Origin of the sequence: Streptomyces sp. HM190, from assembly GCF_009857135.1 — a bacterium.
In the GTDB taxonomy this organism is placed as follows: Bacteria; Actinomycetota; Actinomycetes; order Streptomycetales; family Streptomycetaceae; genus Streptomyces; species Streptomyces heilongjiangensis.
Genome location: NZ_CP047318.1, coordinates 1,611,341 through 1,629,323, shown reverse-complemented (window position 1 = coordinate 1,629,323; position 17,983 = coordinate 1,611,341). Strand labels below are relative to the sequence as shown.

The 17,983-nt window shown below is 69.5% G+C and carries 15 protein-coding genes; 11 read left to right on the top strand and 4 right to left on the bottom strand.

What is annotated here, in order from left to right; translation table 11 throughout:
• Positions 1–51 precede the first annotated feature (51 nt).
• Positions 52–1,629 (bottom strand): IS1182 family transposase, encoded by a 1,578-nt coding sequence (locus GSY65_RS06620; RefSeq protein WP_159775663.1) that lies wholly within the window; start codon positions 1,627–1,629, stop codon positions 52–54.
• Positions 1,630–2,039: 410 nt separating this feature from the next.
• On the opposite strand from GSY65_RS06620, the gene GSY65_RS06615 reads away from it, so the two are divergent.
• The 3 genes from GSY65_RS06615 (at position 2,040) to GSY65_RS06605 (ending at position 6,466) form a co-directional block, all read left to right on the top strand.
• Positions 2,040–2,735 (top strand): HAD family hydrolase, encoded by a 696-nt coding sequence (locus GSY65_RS06615; protein WP_159766424.1) that lies wholly within the window; start codon positions 2,040–2,042, stop codon positions 2,733–2,735.
• Positions 2,736–3,195: 460 nt separating this feature from the next.
• Complete coding sequence (locus tag GSY65_RS06610; RefSeq protein WP_159766423.1) at positions 3,196–4,800, top strand: ABC transporter substrate-binding protein; 1,605 nt, start codon at positions 3,196–3,198, stop codon at positions 4,798–4,800.
• A gap of 82 nt (positions 4,801–4,882) precedes the next feature.
• Positions 4,883–6,466 (top strand): ABC transporter substrate-binding protein, encoded by a 1,584-nt coding sequence (locus tag GSY65_RS06605; RefSeq protein ID WP_159766422.1) that lies wholly within the window; start codon positions 4,883–4,885, stop codon positions 6,464–6,466.
• A 99-nt stretch (positions 6,467–6,565) separates the two neighbouring features.
• Here the strand turns inward: GSY65_RS06605 and GSY65_RS06600 are convergent, their stop codons facing one another.
• Together GSY65_RS06600 and GSY65_RS06595 are read right to left on the bottom strand one after the other, a co-directional pair.
• Entirely contained in the window at positions 6,566–7,237 is a 672-nt protein-coding gene (locus GSY65_RS06600; RefSeq protein WP_159766421.1) for a response regulator, read from the bottom strand.
• Positions 7,238–7,251: 14 nt separating this feature from the next.
• Complete coding sequence (locus GSY65_RS06595; protein ID WP_159766420.1) at positions 7,252–8,196, bottom strand: RecB family exonuclease; 945 nt, start codon at positions 8,194–8,196, stop codon at positions 7,252–7,254.
• A 242-nt stretch (positions 8,197–8,438) separates the two neighbouring features.
• On the opposite strand from GSY65_RS06595, the gene GSY65_RS06590 reads away from it, so the two are divergent.
• The 3 genes from GSY65_RS06590 to GSY65_RS06580 all read left to right on the top strand — a co-directional run bounded on the left by GSY65_RS06590 (position 8,439) and on the right by GSY65_RS06580 (position 11,977).
• Positions 8,439–10,244, top strand: a complete 1,806-nt coding sequence (locus GSY65_RS06590; protein ID WP_159766419.1) for a site-2 protease family protein — start codon at positions 8,439–8,441, stop codon at positions 10,242–10,244.
• Positions 10,245–10,314: 70 nt separating this feature from the next.
• Positions 10,315–11,217 carry a tRNA (adenine-N1)-methyltransferase gene (locus GSY65_RS06585; protein ID WP_159766418.1) on the top strand — a complete coding sequence of 301 codons (903 nt, stop codon included), beginning with the start codon at positions 10,315–10,317 and terminating at the stop codon, positions 11,215–11,217.
• Between the two features lie 190 nt (positions 11,218–11,407).
• Positions 11,408–11,977, top strand: coding sequence for a hypothetical protein (locus GSY65_RS06580; protein ID WP_159766417.1), 570 nt, complete (start codon positions 11,408–11,410; stop codon positions 11,975–11,977).
• 80 nt (positions 11,978–12,057) lie between these two features.
• On the opposite strand, the gene GSY65_RS06575 is transcribed toward GSY65_RS06580, so the two are convergent.
• On the bottom strand, positions 12,058–12,363 hold the full coding sequence (locus tag GSY65_RS06575; RefSeq protein ID WP_159766416.1) for a ferredoxin: 306 nt from the start codon (positions 12,361–12,363) through the stop codon (positions 12,058–12,060).
• Positions 12,364–12,607: 244 nt separating this feature from the next.
• On the opposite strand from GSY65_RS06575, the gene arc reads away from it, so the two are divergent.
• The 5 genes from arc to prcB all read left to right on the top strand — a co-directional run bounded on the left by arc (position 12,608) and on the right by prcB (position 17,953).
• Positions 12,608–14,374: a proteasome ATPase gene (arc, locus tag GSY65_RS06565; protein ID WP_055716078.1), complete on the top strand. Its 1,767-nt coding sequence runs from the start codon at positions 12,608–12,610 to the stop codon at positions 14,372–14,374.
• 233 nt (positions 14,375–14,607) lie between these two features.
• Positions 14,608–16,119 carry a depupylase/deamidase Dop gene (dop, locus tag GSY65_RS06560; RefSeq protein ID WP_380966819.1) on the top strand — a complete coding sequence of 504 codons (1,512 nt, stop codon included), beginning with the start codon at positions 14,608–14,610 and terminating at the stop codon, positions 16,117–16,119.
• Between the two features lie 189 nt (positions 16,120–16,308).
• Positions 16,309–16,524 carry a ubiquitin-like protein Pup gene (locus tag GSY65_RS06555; RefSeq protein ID WP_159766413.1) on the top strand — a complete coding sequence of 72 codons (216 nt, stop codon included), beginning with the start codon at positions 16,309–16,311 and terminating at the stop codon, positions 16,522–16,524.
• A gap of 119 nt (positions 16,525–16,643) precedes the next feature.
• Positions 16,644–17,156 carry an endonuclease VII domain-containing protein gene (locus tag GSY65_RS06550; RefSeq protein WP_159766412.1) on the top strand — a complete coding sequence of 171 codons (513 nt, stop codon included), beginning with the start codon at positions 16,644–16,646 and terminating at the stop codon, positions 17,154–17,156.
• Entirely contained in the window at positions 17,108–17,953 is an 846-nt protein-coding gene (gene prcB, locus GSY65_RS06545; RefSeq protein ID WP_159766411.1) for a proteasome subunit beta, read from the top strand. The genes GSY65_RS06550 and prcB overlap by 49 nt, the downstream gene beginning before the upstream one ends.
• Positions 17,954–17,983 lie beyond the last annotated feature (30 nt).

Below are 17,983 nucleotides of genomic sequence, written 5' to 3'. Positions count from 1 at the left end.
TGAAGATCTTGGTGAGGGGCTGTCCGGCCGTCAGGCCGGACAGGCCTCCGGTCATGTACCGGCTGGTGCGATGTGCCAGGTGCCACTGGTGTGGGTGAGTCCGAGGTTGATCAGTCGGCGGAGGTTGAGGGCGGCGGCCCGGGTGTGGAGCCAGGTGTCGTTCTTGATGGTGCCGCGGTAGCGCAGGCGCCGGTTGCCGTGGTGGACGAGCCAGGCGACGGCGCGTTCGACCGGTGGCCGCCAGCGGCGGTAGTCGGCCTGCCGGGCGGGGTCGGTGGCCTGGTGGCGGGCGGCTGTCTGGAGGTCGTGGTGCGGGCGGATGGTCAGGATGCGTCCGGCCCTGGCTTTGGTGCACTGCTCGCGCAGGTGGCAGCCGGTGCATAAGTTGCCGAAGATGGCTTTGCGTTGGCGGTGCTGCCCGCCGGGGTCGGACAGGGCCACGGTGTGTCCGGCCGGGCAGGTCACGGTGGCGGTGGTGGTGTCGATGGCGAAGTCGTCGAGGGTGAAGCCGCCGGGGACGGCGGGCCGCAGCGGTGCGGGCTTGAGGAACAGCCGGTGCCCTGCCCGGTGCAGGGCCTGGCGGGCGTCGCCGGTGGAGTAGGCGGTATCACCGAAGGCGTCCACCGGTGTGTCCTCCTCGGCAAGCAGGTCCAGTCCGACGGCGGCCTCGTGGTGTTCGGGCCCGGCGCCGGGCCGCAGGGCGACGGCGGTGTACAAGCCGGTCTCGGGCTCGACGGCCAGGTGGGCCTTGAAGCCGTCCTGCCGGTGGGAGCGGGTCTTGTGCACGTGCCGGGCTTCCGGATCGGCGGTGGAGACCATCCGGTTCGGGGCGGTGCCTTGGGTGATGCGCCAGCGTCCGTCGCGGCCGTCGGAGTCCTCGGCGGGCTCGACGTCCTGGCCGGCGACCAGGGCCAGGATGCCCACCGCGTTCGCGGCTTTGTCGCCGAGCTGCTGGTCGGGCAGGTGGCCCAGCAGCCGCAGGGCATCTGTGACCAGTGCGTCGACCAGCTCGGCGCGGGCCTGCTCGTCGTTCCAGGCGATGCGGGGCTTGCCCGGGCCGGTGTAGTCGTGCGCGGTGCATCGCGCAGAGGCGACCGCTTCGGCGCCGGGGACCTCGCGGATCACCGCGCGGACGGCGGCGATGATCTGGGTGACGGTGTCCTGGGTGGCGACCGCGTCGTCCAGCACGGTGGAGTCCAGCGCCCGGCGGTGCCTGCCCTTGAGGACGCCGGTGGCCTTCACGACCTCGCGCACGGCCTCGAAGATCCGGTTCGGGCGGGCGGAACGGGCCAGCCGGCGGCGGAAGTAGGCCAGCAGCGACGGATCGAACGCCATGTCGTGAAGTCCCAGCCCGCATGCGGCCTTCCACCGCAGGTCGCACCGCAGTTCCTGCACCGTCTCGAAGTCCGACAGCCCGTGCAGGGCCTGCAAGGTGATCGCGGCGGCCAGGATCTGCGGCGGCATGCTCGGCCGTCCGTTCGCCGACGGGTACATGTCCGTGAACATCTCAGCCGGGAACAGCTCGCCACGATGCTCGGCCAGGAACGCGAACACACTCCCCGCCGGAATCAGTTCCCGGCAGGTCTCCCACACGTCCGGCCCGACCGTCTCGCCGACCCACTCACCCATCGCCACATGACGAGTCTGGCCCTGCCGCTGACACGGCAGGGCCAGAACCCAAGATCTTCATGAGCCTTCTAGAGCGTGTTGCGAAAGTCCCGTCTGCCCGGCGGCGTCCGGCACGCACGCTCGCCGTGTTGTCGGGACCGCCCCGATACCACCGGTATCGGGGCGACCCTCCGCCGTGCGATCGCCCGCACCACACGCCGCCGGGCCCGCCCTTCGGGCAGACGACGCTACTTTCGAAACACGCTCCAGCCACCGTCACCCCTGGCAGGCAGCCCCGGCCCGTCGAGGAGCCTCCTCGGATCCGTCGGCGAAAGGCGCTTCGCCGCGCGGCGTCGTACACTGGTCGGTCCACCGCAGGCCGGTTCCCCATCCGGGAACCGGCCTGCTCGTCCCCCAAGGAGGTGCGCCGGATGACCACGACGATCCCCGCGCTAGGAACCCGGACGGCCGAAGGCTCCGCCCTGCAGGCCGTGCTCCTCGACATGGACGGAACCCTGGTGGACACCGAGGGCTTCTGGTGGGACGTGGAGGTCGAGGTCTTCCGGTCCCTCGGCCACACCCTCGACGAGTCCTGGCGCCATGTCGTGGTCGGCGGCCCCATGAGCCGCAGCGCGGGCTTCCTCATCGAGGCCACCGGCGCCGACATCACCCTCGCCGAGCTGTCCGTGCTGCTCAACGACGGTTTCGAGGCCATGATCGGGCAGGCCCTGCCGCTGATGCCGGGTGCGGCGCGCCTCCTCGGCGAACTCGCCGCGCACGGCGTGCCCACCGCCCTGGTCTCGGCGTCCCACCGGCGCATCATCGACCGCGTCCTGACCTCCCTCGGCCCCCAGCACTTCGCCCTGACCGTCGCCGGCGACGAGGTGGAACGCACCAAGCCGTTCCCCGACCCCTACCTCCTGGCGGCCGCCGGGCTGGGCGCCGACCCGGGCCGGTGCGCGGTCGTCGAGGACACCGCGACCGGTGTCGCGGCCGCGGAGGCGGCGGGCTGCCACGTCGTCGCCGTGCCGTCCGTGGCCCCCATCGCCCCCGCCGTGCGGCGGACCGTCGTGACCTCGCTGGAAGAGGTCGACCTGCCATTCCTGCACGGCCTGGTGACGTTCTGACGGCGACGGAACGAGCCCCGTCCGCGCACCCAGCGTGAACAATTGAACGCACAATAAAACGCAAGATCATTCACGGGCTTCCGCGGGCCGAATTCGGGCCGGGAGAAACAGGCCGGGAGAAACCGAATTCCCGTCGGCGGGAAGCCCTTTCGGTCTGTGACGTTTACCACTCGGACCCGGTCCCCACGGCCGGCTCCGTCCTGGCCAAACCCCGCTTTCAGGGGCGATTGGCGCGCCCATGTGTCCTGATTGGTGCAGGGTGCACCAAACATTCCGCCCCCATCCCCGTCCGTCCGTCCGCACGCGGTTCCACAGCGTGAGGGGAACTCAACTCCGGTGCGCGGGCGCCCTGCACGGGGCGGGCTAATCTCGACGCGGAAACATCGCCGTACCGCCCGGGACCCGCCCGCACCACCCCGCAGGCACCCGCCCCGGAATTGAGCTCTGGAGAAACTCGAGCATGAACCGCAAGACCCTGGTGCTGCCGGCCGTCCTCGGCCTGCTCGCCCCGGTGCTCGCCGCCTGCGGCGCCACCGACGGCGCGAGCAGCGACGGCGACGCGATCGTCGTCGGCACCACCGACCGGTTCACCGCCTCGAAGGAGGCCCCGGCCCCGATCGACCCGGCCTACGCCTACGACGTCGGCACCTGGAACATCCTCCGCCAGACCGTCCAGACCCTCCTGGTCCAGCCCAGCGGCGACGGCGAACCCGAGCCCGAGGCCGCCTCCCGCTGCGGCTTCACCGACACCGGCAGCGAGCGCTACGTCTGCACCCTGCGCGACGGCCTCAAGTTCGCCGACGGCAGCCCGATCACCGCCGACGACGTCAAGTTCTCCATCGACCGCGCCCGCTCCATCAAGGCCGACAGCGGCGTCTTCGCCCTGCTGTCCACCATCGACCTCGTCGAGACCAAGGGCGACAAGCAGGTCATCTTCCACCTGAACAGCCCCGACGCCACCCTCCCGTACAAGCTGTCCACCCCCGTCGCCGGCATCGTCAACCCCGCCGACTACGACAAGGACAAGCTCCGCGACGGCTTCAAGGTCGACGGCTCCGGCCCCTACACCCTGGACGCCGAGGTCGAGAACAACGAACTCGTCAAGGCCGTCTTCACCAAGAACCCCCACTACCGGGGCCACTTGGACCCGAAGAACGACCAGATCGAACTGCGTTCCTTCGCCGACCCCGACGCCATGGGCAGTGCGCTCGAGAGCGGCGACATCGACCTGATGACCCGGACCATGACACCGGCCCAGATCGACAAGTACGCCAAGTCCGAGGACGAGAACATCGACCTCATCGAATCCTCCGGGCTGGAGATCCGCTACCTCGCCTTCAACACCGACGCGTCCCCCGTCAAGAGCACGGCCGTCCGCCGGGCGATCGCCCAGCTCGTCGACCGCGGCGCGCTCGTCTCCAAGGTCTACGGCTCCCAGTCCGAGCCCCTCTTCTCGATCGTCCCGGCGGGCATCACCGGCCACTCCAACTCGTTCTTCAACGAGTACGGCGACCCCAGCGTCTCCAAGGCCACCGAGACCCTGAAGCAGGCCGGCATCACCACCCCGGTCAAGCTGACCCTGCACTACACGACCGACCACTACGGCGCCGCCACGAAGACCGAGTTCGAGGTCCTGAAGAAGCAGCTCGACGCCAGCGGCCTGTTCGACGTCACCATCAAGGGCGCGCCCTGGTCCACGTTCCGCCCCGCCGAGCAGAAGGGCGAGTACGCCGTCTACGGCATGGGCTGGTTCCCTGACTTCCCGGACGCCGACAACTACCTCGCGCCCTTCCTCGACAAGGACAACTTCCTCAACTCGCCGTACGACAACAGCGAGATCCGCAGCAAGCTGATCCCCGAGTCCCGCCGCGAGGCCGACCGGCTCACGGCCTCCGAGAGCCTCACCGGCATCCAGGACATCGTCGCCGACGAGGTACCGATCCTCCCGCTGTGGCAGGGCAACCAGTACGTCGCCGCTCGCGACGACGTCACCGGCGCCGAGTACGCCCTCAACTCCGCCTCCACGCTCCAGCTGTGGCAGCTCGGCCGCGGCATCGGCGGCTGACCGTCCCCTCACCCCGCGCGCCGGGAAACCGGGGGAGCACGGCGCGTCCACGACACCCGACGACGACACAAGGCACTCACACGTGAACATGCGCACCCAGTGGTCCGTCCTGACCATCGCGACAGGGCTGGCCGCCGGCCTGCTGACCGGCTGCGGCTCCGAATCCGGGGGGACCGGGGACACCGGCTCCAACGTGGTGCTGGGCATGACCGACGACGTCCTGGCCACCGACCCCGCCTCCGGCTACGACCCGGGTTCCTGGCTCCTCTTCAACAACGTCTTCCAGTCGCTGCTGAGCTTCCCCAACGGCGCCACCGAACCCGAGCCCGACCTCGCCGAGGAGTGCTCCTTCGCCGGCCCCGGGACCACCGTCTACGAGTGCACCCTGAAGACGGGCCTGAAGTTCAGCAACGGTGAGGCCCTCACCGCCAAGGACGTCAAGTTCTCCTTCGACCGCATGCTCAAGATCAACGACGACGCCGGCCCGGCGATCATGTTCCCCATGCTCGACACCGTCGAGACGCCGAACGACACCACCGTCCGCTTCAACCTGAAGTACGCCGACGCCACCTTCCCCAGCAAGATCGCCTCCGGCGCCGGCGCCATCGTCGACGAGAGCTCCTACGACGCCGACGGCCTCCGCAAGGACGGAGAAGCGGTCGGCTCCGGCCCCTACAAGCTGGAGTCCTTCGGCGAGGACCAGGCCGTCTTCACCGTAAACGACCACTACGAGGGCCCCGCCGAGATCGACAACCAGGGCATCACCCTCAAGTTCTTCCACGGCGACCAGAGCGCCCTGAAGCAGGCCCTGCTGGAGGGCGAGGTCGACGTCGCCTTCCGCGGTCTCAGCGCCGGAGCCATCTCCGACATCGAGACCGACACCTCCACCGCCAGCGGCGTCGAACTCGTCGACGGCACCGGCGCCGAGGTCCAGCACCTCGTCTTCAACATGAAGGACCCGGTCACGGGCAAGATCGGCGTCCGCCGCGCCATCGCCCACCTCCTCGACCGCGAGGCCCTCGTCAACGACGTCTACCAGGGCACCGCCACCCCGCTGTACTCGATCATCCCGGCGGGCATCACCGGCCACAACACCGCCTTCTTCGACACCTACGGCGCCCGTCCCTCGAAGGCCAAGGCAGAGGCCGCCCTGCGCGCCGACGGCATCACCGACAAGGTCGCGCTCACCCTCTGGTCCACGCCGTCCCGATACGGCCCCTCCACCGACCAGGAGCTGGAGGCGATCGCCAAGCAGCTCAACGCCTCCGGCCTGTTCGACGCCAAGGTCAAGTCCGTCGAGTTCGCCCAGTACGAGAAGGACATAGCCGCCGGCAAGTACGGCCTCTACGTCAAGGGCTGGGTCCCGGACTACCCGGACCCCGACAACTTCACCAGCCCTTTCTTCGGCAAGGGCAACGTCCTCGACAACAACTACACCAACAAGACCATCACCGGTGACCTCCTGCCGAGCACGGCCGCCCAGAGCGACCGCTCCGCCACCGAGCAGGAGTACGCCGAGCTGCAGAACATCGTCGCCGAGGAGGTCCCCGTCCTCCCCGTCTGGCAGGCCAAGCAGTACGCCGTCATCCGCGACAACGTCTACGGCCTCGACTACTGCCTCGACGCGTCCACCGTCTTCCGCTTCTGGGAGATCAGCAAGGACTGACCGCGGGCCCGTACACCCCCGTCGACACCCGAGGGCGCCCTCTTCACCACGAAGAGGGCGCCCTCGGCGCGTCAACGACCCCGGCGGGCCCCGCGTCCCCTACTGCGCGCCGGGACGCACCAGCCCGCTCTCGTACGCGTACACCGCGGCCTGCACCCGGTCCCGCAGCCCCAACTTGGTGAGCACATGCCCCACATGCGTCTTCACCGTCGTCTCGCTCACGAACAGATCGGCAGCGATCTCCGCGTTCGACAGACCCCGCGCCACCAGCTTCAGCACCTCGACCTCACGGTCGGTGAGCGTGTGCAACGTGTCCGGCACCGGCTCCTCCCCCGACGGCAGATGCACCGCGTACTTGTCCAGGAGCCGACGCGTGATGCTCGGCGCCAGCATCGCCTCACCCCCCGCGACCACCCGGATCGCCTGCACCAGCTCGTGCGCCGGAGCGTCCTTCAACAGGAACCCGCTGGCCCCCGCCCGCAACGCCTCCACCACGTACTCGTCCAGATCGAACGTGGTCAGCACCAGCACTTTCGCCGGACCGTCCCGCCCGGGACCGGTGATCTGACGGGTCGCCTCCACCCCGTCCATACGGGGCATACGAATGTCCATCAGAACCACATCGGGCTGCAACGCCCGCACCTGGTCGAGCGCCTGCAGGCCGTCTCCGGCCTCCCCGACGACCGCGAGATCCTGCTCCGCCTCCAGAATCATCCGGAAGCCGGTACGCAGCAGCGGCTGGTCGTCGACCAGTAGGACGCGGATGGCCACGAAAATCTCCTTCGCTAGTCCGGGCCCATTCTGCCCTGCACCCGAGCGGGGGACTCCGGCGACCTCACCTGCAGCGGATACGGCGGGGGAGTACCACCGAACTCCGGACACACCGCCCGGTGGTCGCACCAGCCGCACAGCTTCGTCGGCCGGGGCCGCCACTCACCGGTCTCCGTGGCCAGCCGGATCGCCTCCCACAGCGCGAGCAGCTTGCGCTCCACCCGTTCCAGGTCCGCCATCACCGGGTCGTACGTCACCACGTCACCACTGCCCAGGTACACCAACTGCAGCCGGCGCGGCACCACCCGCTTCAGCCGCCACACCACCAGAGCGTAGAACTTCATCTGGAACAGGGCGCCCTCCGCGTACTCGGGCCGCGGTGCCTTCCCCGTCTTGTAGTCGACGATCCGCACCTCTCCCGTCGGCGCCACATCCACCCGGTCGATGATCCCGCGCAGCCGGAGCCCCGATTCCAGCTCCGCCTCCACGAACAGCTCCCGCTCGACCGGCTCCAACCGGGTGGGGTCCTCCAGCGTGAACCAACGCTCCACCAGCCGCTCGGCCTCCGCCAGCCAGCCCGCGAGCCGCTCGCCCTCCGGGTCGTCCGCGAAGAGCCCCACGACCTCCGGCCGCGACTCCCGCAGCCGGTCCCACTGCGCCGGCACCAGCGACCTCGCCCGCGGCGCCGTCCGCTCCGCCGCCGGCGCGTCGAACAGCCGCTCAAGCACCGCGTGCACCAGGGTGCCCCGCGTGGCCGCCTCGCTCGGCTTCTCCGGCAGCCGGTCGATCACCCGGAACCGGTACAGCAGCGGACACTGCATGAAGTCACTGGCCCGCGAGGGCGACAGCGAGGCCGGGGGCGCCGCCTCCCGCGCAGGGCGCGCGCCCTCCTCGCCGGTATCGTCCACCCCGCCGGAGGGAGCGGTGTCGGCGCCGGTGCCGTCGGTGCTGGTTTCCATGACCACAGACCCTACGGCCCACCACTGACAGTGACCGCCACGGGGCCGTCGGCCACCGCCCCGGCGCGCCCGCCTGCCCCCGCGCCGCCCCCGCCCGCGGAGGGGCCCGTGTGCCTCGTGCGACCCGGGGAAAACTGAGGGGGTGCCGGGGCGGAAGCCGTGGCGGCGACCGCATAGCATCGACCACAGACCCTTCCGCCCCTAGACACGGGCGCGGAAGACGCTTCGAACGAGGGGACATCGTGGAGACGAGCGGCGGGAGCGGGCAGCCGCGGTCGGGCAACGACGACGCGACCGAACACACGAACGGCGACAGGACCCACACCGCCGACACCGCCCCCACCGAACCCACCGCCCCGACACCCGAGGGCACCCCCACCCCCCCTCGGCAACCGCAGGCCACCGGGGACACCGAACCCTCGGACCCCACCGACGAGGCCGGGCCGGGCGCGCACACCACCGGGGAGACCGAGGAGCAGGACACCGCCGAGAACGCCCGGCCGCCCCAGCCCGCCACCGGCGCGGCCGAGCCCCGCGAGCCAGAGACCCCCGAGGACTACCAGGACCGCGAGAACCACGGGGACACGGACCGACCCGGCGGCACCGAGCACCCCTCACCCTCCGCCGAAGCACGGCCGGCCGAGCCACCCCACCCGGCCGACGCCCCCCAGCGGACCGCGGGCGCCCTCCCGCCCGAGGACCACCGTCCGACCGCCGACACCCCCGCCGAGAACGCTGACGAGGAGGCCGGGCGACCCGACGCCCCCCACCCGGAGGCCGCCCCCACCTCGCTGCACAAGGGCCCCTCGACCGGGTCCTCACCCGGCTCCCAGCACACCACCGGCACCGCACGGCCCCACGCCCACGGCGGACCCAAGCCCCCCGAGCGCCCCAAGGAACCCGGCGGCGGCATCCTCATGGGACGCCCCTTCGGCGTCCCCGTGTACGTCGCGCCCAGCTGGTTCCTCGTCGCCGCCCTCATCACCTGGGTCTTCGGCGGCCAACTCGACCGCGTCCTGCCCGAACTCGGCGCCCTGCGCTACCTCGTCTCCCTCTTCTTCGCGGTCGCCTTCTACGCCTCCGTGCTCGTCCACGAACTCGCCCACACCATCGCCGCCCTCCGCTTCAAACTCCCCGTACGCCGCATCCAGCTCCAGTTCTTCGGCGGCGTCTCCGAGATCGAGAAGGAGTCCGAGACCCCCGGCCGCGAGTTCGTCCTCGCCTTCGTCGGCCCCCTCCTCTCCCTCGTCCTCGCAGGCGTCTTCTACCTCGCCCTCCTCGCCGTGGAACCCGGCACCGTCCCCGGCGTCCTGCTGGCCGGCCTGATGATCTCCAACCTCATCGTCGCCGCCTTCAACCTCCTCCCCGGCCTCCCCCTCGACGGCGGCCGCATGCTCCGCGCCGTCGTCTGGAAGATCACCGGCAAGCCCATGAGCGGCACCATCGCCGCCGCCTGGGTCGGCCGCGCCCTCGCCCTGTCCGTCCTCATCGGACTGCCCTGGCTCACCCAGTCCGGCCTCCTCGGCGCCGACGCCACCGACAGCGTCGGCATGGACACCGTCCTCGACGCACTGCTCGCCGCGATCCTCGCCGCCATCATCTGGACCGGCGCCGGCAACAGCCTCCGCATGGCCCGGCTGCGCGAACACCTCCCCGAACTCCGCGCCCGCGCCCTCACCCGCCGCGCCGTCCCCGTCCAGACCGACACCCCCCTCTCCGAAGCCCTCCGCCGCGCCAACGACGCCGGAGCCCGCGCCCTCGTCGTCGTCGACGCCGACGGCGAACCCCTCTCCCTCGTCCGCGAGGCCGCCATCGTCGGCGTCCCCGAACACCGCCGCCCCTGGGTCGCCGTCAGCGGCCTCGCCCAGGACCTCACCGACGGCATGCGGGTCTCCGCGGAACTCGCCGGCGAGGAACTCCTCGACGCCCTGCGCGCCACCCCCGCCACCGAGTACCTCGTCGTCGAGGACACCGGCGAGATCTACGGCGTCCTCTCCGCCGCCGACGTGGAACGCGCCTTCGTCAAGGCCATGGCCAGGCCCTCCTGACCCGCACACCGCCCACCACCCGCCCACGCCCGTGGTCCGCGGCCCGTGCCGGGACCGGTAGGCTGGTCACATGTCCGAACCGACCGGTGCCGCCCGCCGTCGCGGGCCCTTCAAGGTCGGGGACCAGGTTCAGCTGACCGACCCCAAGGGCCGCCACTACACGTTCACGCTCGAAGAGGGAAAGAACTTCCACACCCACAAGGGTTCCTTCCCCCACGACGAGCTGATCGGCGCACCCGAGGGCAGCGTTGTCCGCACCACCGGTAACGTCGCCTACCTCGCGCTGCGCCCCCTGCTCCCCGACTACGTCCTGTCCATGCCCCGCGGCGCCGCCGTGGTCTACCCCAAGGACGCGGGGCAGATCCTCGCCTTCGCCGACATCTTCCCCGGCGCCCGCGTCGTGGAGGCAGGCGTCGGCTCCGGCTCGCTCAGCAGCTTCCTGCTGCGCGCCATCGGCGACCAGGGCATGCTCCACTCCTACGAGCGCCGCGCCGACTTCGCCGAGATCGCGCAGGCGAACGTGGAACGTTACTTCGGCGGCCCCCACCCCGCCTGGCAGCTCACCGTCGGCGACCTCCAGGACAACCTGTCCGACACCGACGTCGACCGCGTCATCCTCGACATGCTCGCCCCCTGGGAATGCCTGGAGGCCGTCTCCAAGGCACTCGTCCCCGGCGGCATCCTCTGCTGCTACGTCGCCACCACCACCCAGCTCGCCCGGACCGTCGAGTCCATCCGCGAGATCGGCTCCTTCAACGAGCCGACCGCCTGGGAGACGATGATCCGCAACTGGCACATCGAGGGCCTCGCCGTCCGCCCGGACCACCGCATGATCGGCCACACCGGCTTCCTGCTCACCGCCCGCCGCCTCGCCGACGGCGTCGAGCCCCCCATGCGCCGCCGCCGCCCCGCCAAGGGCGCCTACGGCGAGGACTACGCCGGCCCGAACGCCGACGGCGGCACCGCCCGCTGAGCCCACCGGCAACCCAGCCCCGACGCGGCCGAGTTCCCCGCAGCGCCCGGGAACTCGGCCACGGCGCTCTCCCGTTGACGCGCCACCAGAAGACCAAGAGAACCCCGCACCCCGCCGTTCCACCCCGCTGTCACGTGTGGCACCATGCGGGACACCCCCACCGCCACAGCCCTCTCAGGAGACGCTCCTAGTGCAGCAGACCGCGGTCCCGGAACTGGCACACGCGCACACCCGCCCGATCCACTGGCTCGCCACGGCCACCGCCCTCGCCGGAGTCGTGGCCCTGTCGTCGGCCCTCCAACCGGACGCGGCGAGAGCCGCCCAGCCCGGCCCCAAGCCCGCCCCCGCCGTGGTCGCCGCCCCCGACCCCGCCGACGTCGACCTGCCCCTGGACTGCGGCCCCGTCGACGTCGTCGTCAAGGAGCGGGCCTCCGGAGACCTCGACGGGGACCACCGCCCCGAGACCGTGGCCGTCGTCCACTGCGACGCCGCCATGGGCACCCCGCCCGACGCCGTCTACGTCCTCACCCGCTCCACCGACGCCGCACGGCCCCGCGTCGTCGCCACCCTTGTCGCCCCCAAGGACCGCAACACCGTCACCGACTTCGCCGTCCGTGACGGAGCCGTCACGGCCACTCTGCACGGCTACTCCTCCCGCAAGGTGCCCAATTGCTGCCCCGACGTCACCGACGACGTCGAATGGCAGTGGCGCGACGGGGCGTTCGTACGCTCGACCCCTGCGGGCTCCCGCAGCGTCTGACACCCGCCCGACGGGACACGATCACCCGGCGGGCCAGGTGTGAGAAAGCAGACACGGCATGGCGCCGAGTGGCCGCCCGGTCACTCCGCGTCCGGCCCGTACACCTCGACCCCGTCCGAAACCCGACGCACGTGGATGCACTCACCCGGACACTCCTTCGCCGAGTCCACCACGTCCGTCACCAGCGGCAGCGGAACCGGCGTCGTGGCCCCCGGAGCCTGCAGCAACTCGTCGTCCACGCTCTTCACATACGCCAGCCCGTCGATGTCCAACTCGAACACCTCGGGCGCGTACTGCGCGCAAATACCGTCACCGGTGCACAGGTCCTGATCGATCCAGACCTCGAGCCCCTCGCCCGCGGTCCCGGACTCCTGTCGCACGGTCATCTCTCCTGCCGTTCCTCTCGTCAACCGGTCGGGAACCACGCAGGCCCTGACGGGTGTTGAACACTTCGACCCTACCCGGACCGGCTTCCCAACCATGTTCCGTGGGTATTCCCCTGGCGTGAGGGAGAGCGCAAGGGTGAAGATCGGACACACCCCGACCGTCTTTGTGATCTAGGGGTTTCAATCGACACCCACCCAGGTAGGGTCTGGAAGCGTCCAGCTCCCCTTGGAGGAGGTGAGGACCGTGGCAGCCCACGACGACGACATGAACCGCGGCATCCGCCCGGGACGAGGGTCCGACGACCCGGCCGGGCAGATTGCCTACCTTGAGCAGGAGATCGCCGTCCTGCGACGCAAGCTCGCCGACTCTCCGCGACACACGAGGATTCTCGAGGAGCGGATCGTCGAGCTGCAGACCAACCTGGCCGGCGTGTCCGCGCAGAACGAGCGGCTCGCCAACACGCTCCGTGAGGCCCGCGACCAGATCGTGGCCCTCAAGGAAGAAGTCGACCGGCTCGCACAGCCCCCGGCCGGCTTCGGTGTCTTCCTCACGGCGAACGAGGACGGCACGGCCGACATCTTCACCGGAGGCCGGAAGCTCCGTGTGAACGTCAGCCCGAGCGTCGACCTGGAAGAGCTCCGGCGCGGCCAGGAAGTCATGCTCAACGAAGCGCTCAACGTGGTCGAAGCCATGGAGTTCGAGCGCGTCGGGGACATCGTCACCCTCAAGGAGATCCTCGAGGACGGCGAACGCGCCCTGGTGCTCGGGCACACCGACGAGGAACGGGTGGTACGGCTCGCCGAGCCGCTGCTGGACGTCACCATCCGCCCCGGCGACGCCCTGCTGCTCGAACCCCGCTCCGGCTACGTGTACGAGATCGTCCCCAAGAGCGAGGTCGAGGAACTCGTCCTCGAAGAGGTCCCGGACATCGGCTACGAACAGATCGGCGGCCTCGGCGGCCAGATCGAGGCCATCCGCGACGCGGTCGAGCTCCCGTACCTCTACCCCGACCTCTTCAAGGAGCACGAGCTGAGGCCGCCCAAGGGCGTCCTCCTCTACGGGCCCCCCGGATGCGGCAAGACGCTCATCGCCAAGGCCGTGGCCAACTCACTGGCCAAGAAGGTCGCCGAAGTGACCGGCCAGGCCGCCGGCAAGAGCTTCTTCCTCAACATCAAGGGCCCCGAGCTCCTCAACAAGTACGTCGGCGAGACCGAGCGGCAGATCCGCCTCGTCTTCCAGCGTGCGAGGGAGAAGGCCAGCGAGGGCACCCCCGTCATCGTCTTCTTCGACGAAATGGAATCCCTCTTCCGCACCCGCGGATCCGGTGTCAGCTCGGACGTGGAGAACACCATCGTCCCCCAGCTGCTCGCCGAGATCGACGGCGTGGAAGGCCTGCAGAACGTGGTCGTGATCGGCGCCTCCAACCGCGAGGATATGATCGACCCCGCCATCCTGCGTCCCGGCCGGCTCGACGTGAAGATCAAGATCGAGCGTCCCGACGCCGAGGCCGCCAAGGACATCTTCGGCAAGTACCTCACCGAGCGCCTCCCCCTGCACTCCGACGACCTCGGCGAGCACGGCGGCAGCAAGGCCACCACCGTCCAGAGCATGATCCAGACGGCAGTGGAACACATGTACGCCGAATCCGAGGAGAACCGCTTCCTGGAGGTCACCTACGCCAACGGCGACAAGGAAGTCCTCTACTTCAAGGACTTCAACAGCGGCGCCATGATCGAGAACATCGTCGGCCGCGCCAAGAAGATGGCGATCAAGGACTTCCTCGAGAAGAACCAGAAGGGCCTTCGCGTCTCCCACCTCCTCCAGGCCTGCGTGGACGAGTTCAAGGAGAACGAGGACCTGCCGAACACCACCAACCCGGACGACTGGGCCCGCATCTCCGGAAAGAAGGGCGAACGGATCGTCTACATCCGTACCCTGATCACCGGAAAGCAGGGTGCCGACACCGGACGCTCCATCGACACGGTGGCGAACACCGGACAGTACCTGTAAAAGACAGGGCGGCTGCGGGTGCCCTCGACGGGTACCCGCAGCCGACTGTTTTTCGGGTCACGGCTGGAGCAGTCAATGACGCAAATGATCTCCCCACCAGCGCGAAGCCGTTCTAGGCTCGTTCGTACCGCCGAGTCGCGCAGTGCGGGGACGGGCACCGCACACGCACCGGAGCGCCAGCGGTACTTGAGCAGCGTCCCCGACCGAGGACGCCGCCGGGCAAGGAGGGCCGCATGACCGTACGGCGAGTAATGGGCATCGAGACGGAGTACGGGATCTCCGTCCCCGGCCACCCCAATGCCAATGCCATGCTCACCTCGTCCCAGATCGTCAACGCCTACGCAGCGGCGATGCACCGGGCCCGCCGGGCGCGCTGGGACTTCGAGGAGGAGAATCCGCTGAGGGACGCGCGAGGCTTCGACCTCGCCCGCGAGGCGGCCGACTCCAGCCAGCTCACGGACGAGGACATCGGCCTGGCCAACGTGATCCTCACCAACGGCGCACGGCTCTACGTCGACCACGCACACCCCGAATACAGCGCCCCCGAGGTCACCAACCCCCGGGACGCCGTCCTCTGGGACAAGGCCGGCGAACGGATCATGGCCGAAGCCGCCGAACGGGCGGCCCAGCTCCCCGGCGCCCAGCCGATCCACCTCTACAAGAACAACACCGACAACAAGGGCGCCTCCTACGGCACGCACGAGAACTACCTGATGAAGCGGGAGACCCCCTTCTCGGACATCGTGCGCCACCTCACGCCGTTCTTCGTCTCCCGCCAGGTCTTCGCCGGCGCCGGACGCGTCGGCATCGGCCAGGACGGCCACGAACACGGATTCCAGCTCAGCCAGCGAGCCGACTACTTCGAGGTCGAGGTCGGGCTGGAGACCACCCTCAAGCGCCCCATCATCAACACCCGCGACGAACCCCACGCGGACGCCGAGAAATACCGCCGACTCCACGTGATCATCGGCGACGCGAACCTCTCGGAGATCTCCACCTACCTGAAGCTGGGCACCACCGCCCTGGTCCTCTCCATGATCGAGGACGGCTTCATCGCCGTCGACCTCGCCGTCGACCAGCCCGTACGCACCCTCCACCGGGTCTCCCACGACCCGACGCTGCAACGCCTCATCACGCTCCGCAGCGGACGCACGCTGACCGCCGTGCAGCTCCAGATGGAGTACTACGAGCTGTCGCGCAAATACGTGGAGGAGCGGTTCGGGGCCGACGCCGACGACCAGACCAAGGACGTCCTCAGCCGTTGGGAGGACACCCTGAACCGCCTGGAGCACGACCCCATGAGCCTCTCCGGGGAGCTCGACTGGGTCGCCAAGCGGGAACTCATGGAGGGCTACCGGCGCCGTGACGGCCTGGACTGGGACGCCGCCCGGCTGCACCTGGTCGACCTCCAGTACGCCGACGTACGGGCCGAGAAGGGCCTGTACAACCGTCTCGTGGCCCGCGGCAAGATGAAGCGGCTCCTCGACGAGTCGGAGGTCGAGCGGGCCCGTACGAAGCCGCCGGAGGACACCCGCGCGTACTTCCGCGGCCGTTGCCTGGAGCAGTACGCCGACGACGTCGCGGCCGCCTCCTGGGACTCCGTGATCTTCGACCTCCCGGGCCGGGACTCGCTCCAGCGCGTTCCAACCCTCGAACCCCTTCGCGGAACGCGAAATCACGTCAAGGAGCTCCTGGACCGCTGCCGCACGGCAGAAGACCTGGTCAGGGTCCTGTCCGGCAACTGAAACAGGGTTCGAACCCGATCAGCCGGGCAGGGTGGAAACACCGCAGTCCGGGAATCATCGAGGTGGTTCCCGGACGTTGTCGAAACAACGGGGCCAATGTCAGACCGGGCTTGTAGGGTCTGATCATGACCGATCGGCAGGAAAGCCGACCTGCCGACCATGTCGGGCGAACTGAGCGGGGTGAGGGTTATGGCGACCAAGGACACCGGCGGCGGACAGCAGAAGGCCACCCGTTCCACCGAAGAGGTCGAAGAGGCTCCCGAGGTGCAGGCTTCGGACGACCTCAAGGAACGGCAGGAGAAGCTGAGCGACGACGTCGACTCGGTTCTCGACGAAATCGATGATGTGCTCGAAGAGAACGCCGAGGATTTCGTGAGGTCCTTCGTTCAGAAAGGTGGGGAGTAGTTTCACCTTTGATTCAAAGGTGAAGCGGGGGTCGTTCGGTGGAGCAGCAGTCGGAGTCGCGGCGCTGTTCGCGGTGCAAGGGGTACTTACCGCGGGCGGCGTTCGCCAGTAACAAAGCCATGCCTGACGGCCTTCAGGCGTACTGCCGGGAGTGCTCGGCCGAGTACTACCGGCAGCGCCAGGAGGCCAAGGGTGAAACGGTCCGGCCCAAGGTGCCGGTTCCTCGCGGGCACAAGCGGTGCCCCCAGTGCGAACAGGTCAAGCCGCATTCCGAATGGGAGCCGAACAAGTCCGCGTCGGATGGATGGGCGAGCTACTGCCGGAAGTGCCGCGCGGAGCGCAATCGGATCAGCTATTTCAAGCGCAAGTACGGCCTCACGCCAGCCGAGTTGGACGCCACAATCGCCGAGCAGCACGGCATCTGTTGTATCTGCCTCGCTGCTCCGGCCGAGCATGTGGATCACTGCCACGAGACGGGTAGGGTCCGAGGCGTACTGTGCTTCAGCTGCAACGCGGCGCTGGGGCAGTTCAAGGATCGGCCCGACGTCATGAGGCGGGCTACGACATACGTGGAAGGAAACGCGTGGAAGCCAACACTCGTAGCACCGGGCGTCTACCAGCTGCCTTCCTGACGCCTGGGTCGTCCTCCTTCATGGACTTCCTGTCGGAGCACCAGCCGGAGCTGCTGCCCGGCAAGCGGCAGCTGCCGCCGACCCAGGGCGTGATCGAGGCCCCGCACGGCACGACGATCGTGGCCGTGACGTTCCCCGGCGGCGTGGTGCTCGCCGGTGACCGGCGGGCCACGATGGGGAACATGATCGCGCAGCGGGACATCGAGAAGGTGTTCCCCGCGGACGAGTACTCGGCGGTGGGTATCGCCGGTACGGCCGGTCTGGCCGTGGAGATGGTCAAGCTGTTCCAGCTGGAGCTGGAGCACTTCGAGAAGGTCGAGGGGGCGCAGCTCTCGCTGGAGGGCAAGGCGAACCGTCTGTCGACCATGATCCGTTCCAACCTCGGCATGGCGATGCAGGGGCTTGCGGTGGTCCCGCTGTTCGCGGGCTACGACGTGGACCGGGACAGGGGTCGCATCTTCTCCTACGACGTGACGGGCGGCCGTTCCGAGGAGACCGGTTACGCGGCCACGGGTTCCGGCTCGATCTTCGCGCGCGGTGCCATGAAGAAGCTCTTCCGTGAGGACCTGACCGAGGAGCAGGCCACGACGCTCGTGGTGCAGGCTCTGTATGACGCGGCTGACGACGACTCGGCGACCGGTGGTCCCGATGTCGCCCGCCGGATCTACCCGATCGTCACCGTGATCACCGAGGACGGCTTCCGCCGGCTGACCGACGAGGAGTCCTCCGGGATCGCCCGCTCGATCCTGGAGCGGCGCCTGGAGCAGCCCGACGGTCCGCGGGCCGCGCTGCTCTAGCCGGTCCGGCGCGGACGGCCCTCTTATCAA

What these genes read in the sequence shown, in the direction of transcription:
- GSY65_RS06620 (WP_159775663.1), bottom strand. Translation starts at nt 1,629, where the DNA reads ATGGGTGAGTGGGTCGGCGAGACGGTCGGGCCGGACGTGTGGGAGACC.
- GSY65_RS06615 (WP_159766424.1), top strand. Translation starts at nt 2,040, where the DNA reads ATGACCACGACGATCCCCGCGCTAGGAACCCGGACGGCCGAAGGCTCC.
- GSY65_RS06610 (WP_159766423.1), top strand. Translation starts at nt 3,196, where the DNA reads ATGAACCGCAAGACCCTGGTGCTGCCGGCCGTCCTCGGCCTGCTCGCC.
- GSY65_RS06595 (WP_159766420.1), bottom strand. Translation starts at nt 8,196, where the DNA reads ATGGAAACCAGCACCGACGGCACCGGCGCCGACACCGCTCCCTCCGGC.
- GSY65_RS06585 (WP_159766418.1), top strand. Translation starts at nt 10,315, where the DNA reads ATGTCCGAACCGACCGGTGCCGCCCGCCGTCGCGGGCCCTTCAAGGTC.
- GSY65_RS06575 (WP_159766416.1), bottom strand. Translation starts at nt 12,363, where the DNA reads ATGACCGTGCGACAGGAGTCCGGGACCGCGGGCGAGGGGCTCGAGGTC.
- dop (WP_380966819.1), top strand. Translation starts at nt 14,608, where the DNA reads ATGACCGTACGGCGAGTAATGGGCATCGAGACGGAGTACGGGATCTCC.
- GSY65_RS06555 (WP_159766413.1), top strand. Translation starts at nt 16,309, where the DNA reads ATGGCGACCAAGGACACCGGCGGCGGACAGCAGAAGGCCACCCGTTCC.
- GSY65_RS06550 (WP_159766412.1), top strand. Translation starts at nt 16,644, where the DNA reads ATGCCTGACGGCCTTCAGGCGTACTGCCGGGAGTGCTCGGCCGAGTAC.